General features: G+C 65.1%; 10 protein-coding genes and 1 pseudogene. 4 read left to right on the top strand and 7 right to left on the bottom strand.

Going from position 1 to position 12,043, the window contains the following annotated elements:
- Window positions 1-7: 7 nt before the first annotated feature.
- On the top strand, window positions 8-1,192 hold the full coding sequence (locus HMPREF2791_RS03390) for an AAA family ATPase (RefSeq protein WP_070844388.1): 1,185 nt from the start codon (window positions 8-10) through the stop codon (window positions 1,190-1,192).
- Window positions 1,193-1,199: 7 nt separating this feature from the next.
- On the opposite strand, the gene HMPREF2791_RS03385 is transcribed toward HMPREF2791_RS03390, so the two are convergent.
- The 3 genes from HMPREF2791_RS03385 to glf are packed head-to-tail and all read right to left on the bottom strand — an operon-like array spanning window position 1,200 to window position 3,434.
- Window positions 1,200-1,463: a hypothetical protein gene (locus HMPREF2791_RS03385; RefSeq protein ID WP_070844387.1), complete on the bottom strand. Its 264-nt coding sequence runs from the start codon at window positions 1,461-1,463 to the stop codon at window positions 1,200-1,202.
- Complete coding sequence (locus tag HMPREF2791_RS03380) at window positions 1,463-2,212, bottom strand: hypothetical protein (protein WP_246825408.1); 750 nt, start codon at window positions 2,210-2,212, stop codon at window positions 1,463-1,465. The genes HMPREF2791_RS03385 and HMPREF2791_RS03380 overlap by 1 nt, the downstream gene beginning before the upstream one ends.
- Before the next feature lie 31 nt (window positions 2,213-2,243).
- On the bottom strand, window positions 2,244-3,434 hold the full coding sequence (glf, locus tag HMPREF2791_RS03375; protein ID WP_070471952.1) for a UDP-galactopyranose mutase: 1,191 nt from the start codon (window positions 3,432-3,434) through the stop codon (window positions 2,244-2,246).
- A gap of 159 nt (window positions 3,435-3,593) precedes the next feature.
- On the opposite strand from glf, the gene HMPREF2791_RS03370 reads away from it, so the two are divergent.
- Window positions 3,594-5,540 carry an N-acetylmuramoyl-L-alanine amidase gene (locus HMPREF2791_RS03370; protein ID WP_246815154.1) on the top strand — a complete coding sequence of 649 codons (1,947 nt, stop codon included), beginning with the start codon at window positions 3,594-3,596 and terminating at the stop codon, window positions 5,538-5,540.
- On the opposite strand, the pseudogene glpK reads toward HMPREF2791_RS03370, so the two are convergent.
- Window positions 5,537-6,997: pseudogene (glpK, locus tag HMPREF2791_RS03365) on the bottom strand (glycerol kinase GlpK). The gene HMPREF2791_RS03370 and the pseudogene glpK overlap by 4 nt on opposite strands.
- A gap of 403 nt (window positions 6,998-7,400) precedes the next feature.
- Here glpK and HMPREF2791_RS03360 point away from each other — a divergent pair.
- The gene (locus HMPREF2791_RS03360) at window positions 7,401-8,282 is read left to right on the top strand and encodes a hypothetical protein (protein WP_070471948.1); all 882 of its coding nucleotides are present in this window, start codon (window positions 7,401-7,403) and stop codon (window positions 8,280-8,282) included.
- Here the strand turns inward: HMPREF2791_RS03360 and HMPREF2791_RS03355 are convergent.
- From HMPREF2791_RS03355 to serS, 3 genes are read right to left on the bottom strand one after another with little or no spacing between them, the layout of a single operon-like run.
- Window positions 8,279-9,118, bottom strand: a complete 840-nt coding sequence (locus HMPREF2791_RS03355; protein WP_070844459.1) for an HAD family hydrolase — start codon at window positions 9,116-9,118, stop codon at window positions 8,279-8,281. The genes HMPREF2791_RS03360 and HMPREF2791_RS03355 overlap by 4 nt on opposite strands.
- 5 nt (window positions 9,119-9,123) lie before the next feature.
- Window positions 9,124-9,957 (bottom strand): lysophospholipid acyltransferase family protein, encoded by an 834-nt coding sequence (locus HMPREF2791_RS03350; protein ID WP_070471945.1) that lies wholly within the window; start codon window positions 9,955-9,957, stop codon window positions 9,124-9,126.
- Window positions 9,957-11,210, bottom strand: coding sequence for a serine--tRNA ligase (gene serS / locus HMPREF2791_RS03345; RefSeq protein WP_070844385.1), 1,254 nt, complete (start codon window positions 11,208-11,210; stop codon window positions 9,957-9,959). Before serS ends, HMPREF2791_RS03350 begins: the two co-directional genes overlap by 1 nt.
- Before the next feature lie 104 nt (window positions 11,211-11,314).
- Here serS and HMPREF2791_RS03340 point away from each other — a divergent pair, with 104 nt between their 5' ends.
- Window positions 11,315-12,043: a GntR family transcriptional regulator gene (locus tag HMPREF2791_RS03340; RefSeq protein WP_070844384.1), complete on the top strand. Its 729-nt coding sequence runs from the start codon at window positions 11,315-11,317 to the stop codon at window positions 12,041-12,043.

The raw sequence follows: 12,043 nt of genomic DNA, 5'->3' as shown, positions 1-12,043 counted from the left end.
GGCAGGCATGCCGTCGATTCCAGCCCGGCGCAGAAACCCGTTCACCGCAACGGTGGGAAAAACTCCCCCGGTACTCGCAGGCCGTGATGCCTTTCTTCGAGACTTTGATTCGGCTATCTGGGACGGCCCGGGAAGCCACGAGCGCATCTCCATAGTGACTGGCCCCAGGGGCGTGGGCAAGACTGTCCTCCTCAACGAATTTGAGAGCGTTGCTAGAACTCACGCGTGGCATGTCATCTCCGAGACGACCACCGCCGGGTTCAACGACCGTATCCGAGATCGCGCGTACCGCCTCCTCCAGGACATCTCGGAAAAGCCGAAGCGACGTATCACCGGGGCAACAGGACCCCTGAACCTGGGCATCACCACTGAAGCGACCAGTACGTTCTCGCCTATCCCAAGCTTGCGCTCGGTGCTCGACGAACTCTTCGAGCAGCAGTCGGCGCTTGACGCGCGCCTCGGCCAAGAGCCCGTCGGCCTGCTGATCACTCTCGACGAGCTGCACTACGCCCACATGGACGAGGTCGTCGAGTTTGGCACAACCATCCAGCACTTGGTGCGGGAAGACCGCGAGATTGCGGTGGCGATGGCTGGCATTCCGGGTGCGGTCAAACCCCTTCTAGCCGCCGACGAAGGTCGAAACCCGGTAACGTTCCTGCGAAGAGCCAACCGTATCGAGACAGGCATGGTGCCTGTTGGAGAGGTGCGCGATGCACTTGAGCAGACCACAGCCCAGGTGGGAGTGTCATGGTCGAACGAAGCGCTCGATGCAGCCGCTGACGCAACCGGCGGCTACCCGTTCATGATCCAGCTGGTCGGGCAACACGCTTTCCGGAATCTCAGCGGGGACACAATCGACGTCGATGCGGTGAAAAACGGCATCGCGGACGCACGCCGCAAGCTTGGGCAGCTGGTACACGAGCCGTCGTTGGCCGATTTGTCCGAGGTGGACCGCACTTTTCTCACAGCAATGTCCGTCGACGACGGTCCGTCCCGAATGTCCGACATTGCACGGCGCATGGGCGTGGATTCGCAGTACGCGGGCAACTACCGCAAACGGCTCATCGACGCGGAGATGATCCGGCCGACCGCCCACGGTTACGTCGACTACGAACTTCCCTACATGCGGGAGTACCTGCGCTCGCACCCAGCAACGGAAGCGATGGAGCAGTTCAGCTTTTGGCCCGAGTGAACTGCGTTTAAACTGCGTCGAAGAACTCCACCACGGTCCCGTCGATGACTTTCGATGGAACCCCAATCTTGCCGGCTTCACGGACGGCGGCATAACCCGGCAACCGGTCACGGTATCGCAGAAAGCGCTTCAGGTTGCCCAGCTCGGTGACGTCATACAGTCCGGCGTCACCGAATCTGTCCGGATTATCGTTATAGGCGGTGATCACGCTCGCGCAGTCCGGGCAGTCGGGATGGATAAAAATCTCCGTTCGCTTTTCCTCCGCAGTCACTATTTTTGCGATTCCCTTCGCTTTGGGGCAGATTCTAGTTCACGATGCTGACGCTGCATTGAAGCCGCAAGGTTGGCCAAATTATCGTCCGAAAGCAATTCGGGCCGACGACCAAGAAGAGCAATCAAATCTTCCAGCTCCTGCTTCGGAATTGATGCAAGCTGCATGCGCACCTCGTCAATGTCTGAAGCATCTACAATCTCTGCACCCGTGACCATTCGCATCTGTTCTTCTGCGAATGCTTGAGCGGCGGTTGCAGCGATCATGCGCGCCTGGGCTTCAGAGCTGGACATCTTAGGGCGTGGAACTGGTTGGTCGCTTTCAACCAGGGCCGAGGACAAGACCTCATCCGCGACCTCGTCACCCTGGCCCACCTGAGATTGCTCTACCTGCTTGCCCCGGCCCCACTTCGCGCTGCGCCGCATCGCCCGAACCCTTTTGCCGAACCATGCTTTCGCGTGAGGAGCTACCTTACTTGCACCTTGCACTAACAGTGCAGTCAAAGCTTCGGCGATGGCTTCTTTCATCTCGTCATCGAAAAACTCTTCTCGCCGAGTGTCGCTTGTGACATAAACAGTTTCGTATACCACTGTCGGTTCAAACTCGGCTTCGTCGCTAGGCACGAAACGTGCATTTCCCTTGAGCTTTCCATCTGCGTCAAAGAGAGTTTGGTGCCAACCGCCCTCTTTCTTGCTACCGGGGCGCAGATCGGCGTCATCCCACTCGTAATAGCCTGCTTGTCTTGGCATAGCGAAGTCCGTTAATTGGCCACTCGCGCACCTAGTGCCCGCGCGGCTGGCTCAGCGGCTCGCCGGACTCGAAGAACGGGCGCAGCTGGTTGTCAAACAGGGTCAGCGCCGCCGCGATCGCCATGTGCATGTCCAGGTACTGGTAGGTGCCCAACCGGCCGCCGAACAGGACGTTGTTCTGCTCGGATTCTTCTGCCGCGAGGCGTCGATAGGCTTCGAGTTTCTCGCGGTCCTCCGGGGTGTTGATCGGGTAGTAGACCTCGTCGTCGTCCTCCGCGAAGCGGGAGTACTCCTTCACAATCACCGTCTTGTCGGTGGGATACTCGGAGCGCTCCGGGTGGAAGTGGCGGAACTCGTGGATGCGGGTGTACGGCACGTCCGCGTCGTTGTAGTTCATCACCGGGGTGCCCTGGAAGTCACCGACCTCGAGGACTTCCTGCTCGAAGTCGAGGGTGCGCCAGCCCAGGCGGCCCTCGGCGTAGTCGAAGTACTGGTCCAACGGGCCGGTGTAAACCACCGGCGCGTCCGGGTTCTCGGCACGGACCTCGGAGGCGACGGCGAACCAGTCGGTGTTCGTGCGGACGTCGATAAGCTCATGCTCCGCCATCTTCTCCAGCCACGCGGCGTAGCCGTCGACGGGCAGGCCCTCGTAGGTGTCGTTGAAGTAGCGGTTGTTGAAGGTGTAGCGCACCGGCAGGCGCGAGATGATCTCCGGCGGCAGGTCGGTCGGGTCGGTCTGCCACTGCTTGGCGGTGTAGTGCTTCACAAACGCGTCGTAGAGCGGCTTGCCAATGAGCGCGATGCCGCGCTCCTCCAGGTTCGTCGCAGCCGCGGGGTCGAGGCCTTCGCGCTGCTCCTCGATGAGCTTTTTCGCCTCTTCCGGCGAGTAGTAGCGGCCGAAGAACTGGTTGATCAGGCCGAGTCCCATGGGGAACTGGTAGGCGGTGCCGTCGTGCATCGCGAATACGCGGTGCTGGTAATCCGTGAAGTCAGTAAACCGGTTGACGTATTCCCACACCCGCTCGTTAGAAGTGTGGAACAGGTGGGCGCCGTACTTGTGCACCTCAATCCCCGTTTCCGGCTCGTTTTCGCTGTACGCGTTGCCGCCGATGTGGCCGCGTTTTTCCACCACCAGCACGCGTTTGCCCAGCTCGCTCGCCGCCTGCTCGGCCACGGTGAGGCCGAAGAAACCCGATCCAACAACAATGAGGTCGTATGCCATGAGGTCTATTTTCGCACAGTTGCCTATCGACGGAGCTCCGCCGCGACACGCCACAGAAGTCTCAAGTCTTTCTTGAGACTTGAACTTGCACTACACTTCGTTTCTGTCACATTTGCCACTGCTTTCGCAGTGAACGCCAAGAACCCCAGGAGTATTACTGTGCAGCAACGTCGCAGCATTCAGGGCGGCGCGGCCCGACCCGCCCGGGCCGCGATCATGCCCGTGATCGTGTCCATCCTCCTCGTCACAGCACTCGTTGCCGCCAACGCATTCAGCGGCAACCGCATCCTGCAGGTGCAGTCCCTCGGCGCAGGCGCCCCGGAGGTCTACACCACCACCTCGTCGTTCGCGGCCGGCGACAACATCACCGTCGACGACGCCGCCATCCGCACCCAGGGCGGCGAAGAAGATCGCGTGCGCCGCGTAGTCAAGGAGTTCACCAACGACCGCGAGTTCTCCATCGTGGGCCTGACCTGGGCTGGCGACCGGGATGTGGCCGCCTACGTGCGTTCCCAGAAGGCCGACGGCGCCTGGTCCGAGTGGTTCGAGATGGACCCGGCTGACCCACAGGCGGGCTCCGACAAGTTCGGCACCGAGCCGATCTACGTCGGCCGCACTAAGCGCATCCAGGTCTCCACCGGCAACGTGGACCTGCTTGAAGGCGGCCGCGCCGTCTCCGACGCCCCCACCACCGCCAACGACATCGAAGCCGTGTTCCTGGACGGCGGCACCGGCACCGCGCAAGGCGGCATCCAGCCGGTCGCCGATTCCTACACCCGCGGCATGCCCGAGGTGGTCACCCGCGCGCAGTGGGGCGCCGGCCGCAGCAGCACCCCGTACTACTCCGAGCCCACCACCGCCGCCACCGTGCACCACACGGCCGGTTCCAACAACTACTCCGAGGCCGAGGCACCGGGCATCGTGCGCGGCATCTGGAACTACCACACCAACAACCTGGGTTGGGGCGACATCGGCTACCACGCGCTCGTCGATAAGTACGGCAACATCTACGAGGGCCGCGCCGGCGGCATGGACCGCGGCCCGCAGGGCGCGCACGTCGGCTCTTTCAACCAGAACACCTGGGGCGTGTCCATGCTGGGCGACTACCAGACCGCCGAACCCACCCCGGCCGCGCTGCGCGCCATGGGCGAAATCATCGGCTGGAAGGCCGCCGTCGCGGGCTTCGACCCCACCGGCTCCAGCTACCACGTCGCCGAGGGCAACTTCCGCGGCTCCAAGTACGCCGCCGGCCAGGGCGCGATGTTTAACAACATCAACGCCCACCGCGACTTCCACTACAACACCTGCCCGGGCGACAACCTGTACTCCAAGCTGCCCGTGATCCGCGCAACCGCGGCCACGAAGTACCGCTCCCTGGGCGGCAGCCGCTCCGGCATCGGCTCCATCTTGGACCGCTTGAGCGGCAACGACAGCACGTCCACCACGACGACCACGACTGCGACCGCGACGGATGCTGCCCCGGCAGACCCGAACTCCCGCGCCACCGCGACCGCGCCGACACCGACGCCGAAGCGCCAGGGCAGCCCGAGCAACGGCACCCCCGACGGCACCTTGGCCGCGCTGTCCTCCGGTGACCCGAACGCCATCGCGACCGTGGCCGGCACCGCCATCGGCCTGGTGCTGCTGTTCCTGGCCGCCCAGGACAAGCTGCCCACCGTCTCCACTGCCGGCGACACCGAGGTCTTCGAGGGCCTGACGCTGGCGCAGGCAGCCGACCTGGCCAAGCAGATCAGCCCGGCCGTGGCGCCTACCCTCAACGCGTTCGGCTCCAGCGAGGCCGCCCAAGTCTGGACCGCACTTGAGCCCACCCTGGGCAAGCTCGTCGCCGGCGTCGGCGGCCCCACCGGCCCGGCAGTCGCGCTGTACTCCAACGGCATCGGCGCCCGCAACAACGAAGGCGAGATCATCGCCCTGGTGGGCAAGATCGCCGAGGCCTGGCTGCAGCAGGGTCTGGACGCCGGCCCGCTGGGCATGCCGGTGACGCAGCAATTCAACCCCACCGCCGACACCGTGCGCGTGGACTTCGAAGGCGGCTTCATCACCTTCAACCCGTCCACCAACGCGGTGGACATCAACACGAACTAGGCGAGGTTGAGGCAGCGCGACACCGCGTCCTCCCAGGCGGCGACAAGCCGGTCCCTTTCGGGGCCGGCTATTTCGTTTTCCCAGGTGGTAGTGGGGCCGAGAGTCAACGGTTCGTCGATAAGCGAAATCCCCATGCCCGCCGCCGACGCCGCACCCATCACCGTGGTCTCCGTGTTCGCGGGGCGCTCGACCGTCAGGCCCAGGATGTCGGCCTGCATCTGCATGAGCAGGTCGTTCGTGGTCATGCCGCCGTCGACCTTCAGCGCCGTCGGCTCCCCGCCCATCGCGCACACCACCTCGCGCGCCTGCAAACACGTCGCCTCGAGTGCGGCCCGGGCAATATGCCGCCTATCGACGAACCGGGTCAACCCCACGATCACCCCACGCGCATCCGGGCGCCACCTGGGCGCGAACAGTCCAGAAAACGCCGGGACGATCACCACTCCCCCACTGTCTACGACCTGGCTGGCCAACGTTTCCGACTCCGCTGCGGTGCCCAGGATGCCCAGCTGGTCGCGCAGCCACTGTATCAGCGAACCGCCCACCGCCACCGAGCCCTCCTGCGCGTACACCGGCGGCTGGCCCTGGACCTGGTACGCCACGGTGGTGAGCAGGCCGCGGTCGCTGAACTTCGGCGTCGCACCAGTGTTGAGCAGCATAAATAGCCCCGTGCCGTAGGTCATCTTCGCGTCGTTTTCGCGGATGCCGCCCTGGCCGAACAGCGCGGCCTGCTGGTCGCCGAGCACGCCGGTAATCGGCACACCCGCCAGCGGGCCGCGGGGGCGGATCTTGCCGAAGTTGCCCACCGACGGGCGGATCTCGGGGAGGATTTGCGGTGGGATGCGGAGCTCGTCGCAAAGCTGCATGTCCCACTGCAGCGTCTCCAAATCCATAAGAAGGGTGCGCGACGCGTTGGTCACATCCGTCAAATGCAGCGCACGGTCCAAGTCCTTCGCGCCGCCGGTGAGGTTCCAGATCAACCAGGTGTCGATCGTGCCCGCCAGCAGCTCGCCGTTGTCCGCGCGCTGCCTTGCGTTTGGCACGTTATCCAGGATCCACGCCCACTTCGGCGCCGCCGGGTACGAGTTGTGCAACAGCCCCGTCTTGCGCAGGTACTTTTCGGCATCGCCGTCGTGATTCGTGCGGGTGTCCTGCCACACGATAGCGTTGTAAATCGGCTTTCCGGTCTTCTTTTCCCAGATCACGGCGGTTTCGCGCTGGTTGGTCAGGCCGAGCGCGTCGATGTCCTGCTCGCTGATGTCCTCGTCCGCGAGCGCCTCGCTCAAGGCCCGGCGCGTGTTGCGCCAGATCTCCATTGGATCGTGCTCCACTCAGCCCTTTTGCGGCATGTGCTGGGAGTGCTCGAACTGCGACTGGGCGACGACCTTGCCGTCGGTGCGTGTGATGCACACGCGCGTCGACGTCGTGCCCTGGTCAATCGCCGCAATCAAAGCCATGCGCGCGATTCTACGGGTGGGCGTTGGGGTCCTTGTTCGGTGGCCGGGTGCTTGCGGCTCGCAGTCAGGGACGAGGCTGCAGACCTGCTAGTTGTTGCGAATCTGCTAGTTGCCCCCGCATCAGCCCGACCCCGAACTAGCAGATCACACTCTTACCGACAACGGCATTCAATATCACCTGGGCAAACACAAACTTGGACACTTGATCTGCTAGTTGCGCTTCCGAGCCAACTAGCAGATCAGCACTACTAGCAGATTCGTACCACCACCAGCGGGGACGCCAACGCCGACGCGTCCAAAAAGTCACCAGACTCCGCGTCCAAAAAGTGTGTAGACATCGCTGTCCACTGAAATCAACAGGCCTCCTCTTCACCCGCCCGACCGCGAGGGGCATAGTGAGCGCATGGGGGATCTACAGCAGAAACGCGACGCAGAAATCCAGCTGATCAAGGACATCGCCTCGCGGTGCAAGACAGCAGTCATCACCGGCCCGGCAGCAGCGCGCTGGCTGGGCCTTTCCACAAAGACTTGGGTGACAAAGGTGGATCTCGCCTTACCCGGAAACTCCCGGACGTGGGGCGACAAAGATCCGCGCAAGGTGTACCACGGCGGCCTCCTCCGCGACGCCGAGTTCGTCGAGCACAACGGCATCCGTACCGCGACAGCGATTCGTGCGATGTTCGACTCGTTTCGCTACTACGGCCCGATGGAGGCGCTGGTGCAGATCGAGTCGGCGCGCTTCAAGCACGAGCACCTCACCACGGACTATCTGCTGGAAAAGACCGAATCGCTCACCCGAGCCCGCGGCATCAAGGCGTTCCGTGAGCTGATCTGTTACTCTGCGGACACCTCGGCCAGCGCGTTGGAGACCATCGTGCGAGATGCGATTCTGCGCGCCATCGCGGAGGGCCGCCTCACGGGGGTGGAAACCATCGAGTTCCAGGTGGGGTTCCGCATCACCGAGGCAGACGGGTGGCCCACTGTTGCTTGGGCGGACGTGCTCATCAACGGCCTTCTCGTGCTCGAGGCGGACGGGCTGGAGAAGAACAGCGGGGTGTTCGGGGATGCAGCAGAAGCTTTACGACGGGAACGCCACCGCGAAACCCAACTCCAGAATCACGGCGCCGTGGTGCGCAGGGTCGGCTGGGACAGGGCGGGAACCGCGGAGTTCATCGCGCAGATCCAGAACGCCATTGACCAGCGTCCGGGGGTTCACCAGCTGCCCAGCCGGATCGATACGCCGTACCGCACCTGGCTCGCGGGCCTGGAGCAGCAGGCGAGCTAGAACCAGCGCTCGAGCACGCGCGCGACGCCGTACTCGTCGTTGGTGGTGGTGACGTGGTCGGCGGCGTCGTGAAGCAGGGGCGCCGCGTTGGCCATGGCCACGCCGCGGCCGGCCCAGCGAAGGAGCTCCAGGTCGTTGGGCATGTCGCCGAACGCAATGGCGTCAGCGGCGGTGACGCCGTAGCGCTCGGCCAGGTAGCGCGCGCCGGCGGCCTTGTCCACGCCGGGGCAGGACACCTCGATCAGGCCCTCGTCCATGGAGTAGGTCACGTGCGCCAGCTCCGGATCGATCTCGGGCGCGATGAGCTCGAACATCTGCCCAGACGTCATGGACGAGCAACGCACCAGCAGTTTCGCGGCGGGCTGGCTGATCAGGGTCTGGGTGTCGGCGATGCCGAATTGGCTGTCCCAGGCGTCCCGGTTGTACTCGGGGGTGATGATGAAGCACTCTTCTTCCGGCTCGAGCGCGGACGAACCGACGCGCTCCACGCCGTAGCCGTGCGGCACACCGGCGAGCACGCGCTCCGCCACCTCGACAACCTCGGCCATCGCGGACGGGGCGAGCTCGAAGGCGTGCAGTACCCGGTCGGAAGCCGGGTCGTAGACCACCGCCCCGTTGGCGCACACGCACACAGGCGAAAGCGGGAGCTGCTCCAGCACGGGGATGAGCCAGCGGTGCGGGCGGCCCGTGGCCAGGCCGAAGTGGGCGCCGGACTCGACGGCGCGGGTGACCACCGCACGCAGCCTGTCGGTGACGCGGCCGGCGGAGGTGATGAAGGTGCCGTCGATGTCGGAGATGATCAGGCGCGGGGCGTCACCGGTGGCGTCGACAGGCATGAGCATCAACCTTTCTTGCGCTGCTTCTTCGCTTCGCGTTCGGCGCGCTCCCGAGCGTAGAGCTCCTCGGCTTCTTCCGGCGTGGGGGCGGTGCCGCCGAGCGCGACCGGCATCCATGCCTCGCCCGCGCCGTCGGTGTAGAGGGAGGTGTATTCGGAGCGTGAGGCGTCGAGAAGCAATTGCATCTGGTGCTTCAGCTCGGCGGTGTCGGCCTCGGCGTCGCCGGTGAGGTGGACGGGCTCGCCGTAGCGCACGATGACGGGCACGTTGCGGAAGTGCTTCGGCAGGTCCTTAGTCCAGATGCGCTGCGAACCCCAGATCGCGCACGGCACGAGCGGTACGCCGGCCTGGTGGGCGATGCGGGCGGCGCCGGTTTTGAAGTTGGCCAGCTCGAACGACCGCGAGATGGTGGCCTCGGGGAAGATGCCCACGAGGTTGCCCTCGCGCAGCATCTCAACCGCCGGGGCGATGGAGGCGCCGCCGCGGGCGCGGTCCACAGGCACGTGCTTCATCAGCTTGAGCAGCCAGCCCAGCACGGGCACGTCGAAGACGGACTTTTTGGCCATGAACCGCACGAGCCGCTCGCCGTGCAGGTAGGGCCCGGTGCCCAGCAGGATGAAGTCGGCGTAGCCGGTGTGGTTGCCGGCGAGCATCGCGCCGCTTTCCGCCGGGATGTTTTCGGCGCCGATGACCGTGACCTCGATGTTCGCTGCGCGCATGAGGCGGCGGGCGAAGCCGACGAGACCCTGGTAGAACTTCTCCACGGCTTCGTCGCGGTTGGCGGCGATGCCTTCGTAGAGCCGCGGGACGGTGAATCCGCGGTACCGGCGCATATCCATTACGGCGTGAGCACTTCCTTGCCCACCCACGGTCGCAGCGCTTCGGGCACGCGCACGGAGCCGTCCGCCTGCTGGTTGTTTTCCAGGATGGCGACCAGCCAGCGGGTGGTGGCCAGGGTGCCGTTCAGCGTGGCGGCGGTCTGGGTCTTGCCGTCGGCGTCGCGGTAGCGGGTGTGCAGGCGGCGGGCCTGGAAGGTGGTGCAGTTGGAGGTGGAGGTCAGCTCGCGGTACGTGCCTTGCGACGGCACCCACGCCTCCGTGTCGAACTTGCGGGCGGCGGAAGAGCCGAGGTCGCCGGCCGCGACGTCGATGATGCGGTAGGGCACCTCCACGGCGGCGAGCATCTCGCGCTCCAGGCCGAGCAGCTTCTGGTGCATCTCCTCGGCGTCCTCGGGCTTGCAGTAGGCGAACATCTCCAGTTTGTCGAACTGGTGGACGCGCAGGATGCCCTTGGTGTCCTTGCCGTAGGAGCCGGCCTCGCGGCGGAAGCAGGAGGACCAGCCGGCGTAGAGCAGCGGGCCGTCGGACAGGTCGATGATCTCGTCCTGGTGCAGGCCGGCGAGGGCAACCTCGGAGGTGCCGACCAGGTACATGTCGTCGCGCTCGAGGTAGTAGATCTCCTCGTCGTGCGCGTCCAAGAAGCCGGTGCCCTGCATGACGTCCGGGCGCACCAGCACCGGCGGGACCATGAGCTTGAAGCCGGCCTCGCGCGCCTTCTGGGCGGCGAGCATGAGCATGCCCAGCTGCAGCCAGGCGCCGTCGCCGGCCAGGTAGTAGAAGCGCGCGCCACCGACCTTGGTGCCGCGCTTCATGTCGATAATCCCCAGCGGCTCGGCCAGGTCCAGGTGGTCTTTGACCTCGAAGTCGAACTCGGGTACCTCACCGACGTGCTCGATAACGACGAAGTCCTCCTCGCCGCCAGCCGGGGCGCCCTCGATGATGTTGGCGATGGAGTACTGCAGCTTCTCCAGCTTCTCCTGCGCGGCGGCCTCCTCCGCCTCGGCCTCCTTCACGCGGGCTTTGAGCTCGTTGGAGCCTTCCAGCAGCGCCGGACGGTCCTCGGGGGCGGCCTGGCCGATCTTTTTGCCAAACGCCTTCTGCTCGGAGCGCAGCTCGTCCGCCTTTTGGATGGCGGAGCGGCGGGCTTCGTCGGCGGCCAACAGCTCGTCCACAAGCGCAGGGTCTTCGCCGCGGGCCTTTTGGGACTCGCGGACAGCCTCGGGGTTTTCGCGCACACGCTTCAGATCAATCACGCTTGTTCACCTTACCTTGTCTCCCGACCCTGCAACCGACGCTGAAACCGACGCAGCAACGGCACAACGACGTCCGGTCATAACCAGTGCGCTATGGTGGGCGTATGACCCTCACGATCGCAGACGGCCCTGTGCCCAAGCACGAGCAGCTCCGCTCGCTTCTGGAGTCCCGCATTGCCGCGGAGTTCTCCCCCGGCGACCCGCTGCCGGGCGAGCGCGCGCTGGAGGAGGAGTACGGCGTCTCCCGCATCACGGTGCGCCGCGCGATCGGGGATCTGGTGGCGGCGGGCCGGCTGCGCCGCGTGCGCGGCAAGGGCACGTTCGTCGCCCCGGCCCCGTTGGTGTCGCGTCTGCACCTGGCGAGTTTCTCGGATGAGATGCGGGCGCAGCGCGTGGAGGCGTCGTCACGCATCTTGCTGTGCGAGCGCACCACCCCGCCGGAGGAGGTCGCGCAGTTTTTCGGCACTGCCCCCACCGCCACGCACATCCGTTTGCGCAGGCTGAGGCTCGGCGACGGCGAACCGTACGCCGTGGACGACGCCTGGTACAACGCCACCCTGGTGCCGGACCTTTTGGAAAACGACGTCTACCACTCCGTGTACACCCTGCTGGAAAAGCATTACGGCCTGGGCGTGACGGAAGCGGAACAGACCGTCACCGCGGTCACGGCCGGGCCGGACAACGCCCCGCTGCTGGACGTTCAACCGGACACAGCCCTGCTGCACATCGTGCGTTTCGCCCGGTCAGGGACGCACAACGTGGAGTTTTGCTCCTCCGTGTACCGCACGGACCGCTACCGGCTGACTACTCGGGTAGCGCGAGAAGTGGAATAA

The sequence above is a fragment of the Corynebacterium sp. HMSC034A01 genome, assembly GCF_001838175.1.
GTDB lineage: Bacteria > Actinomycetota > Actinomycetes > Mycobacteriales > Mycobacteriaceae > Corynebacterium.
The sequence above is the reverse complement of the archived record's forward strand: the minus strand, read 5'-3'. Positions and strand labels throughout refer to the sequence as shown.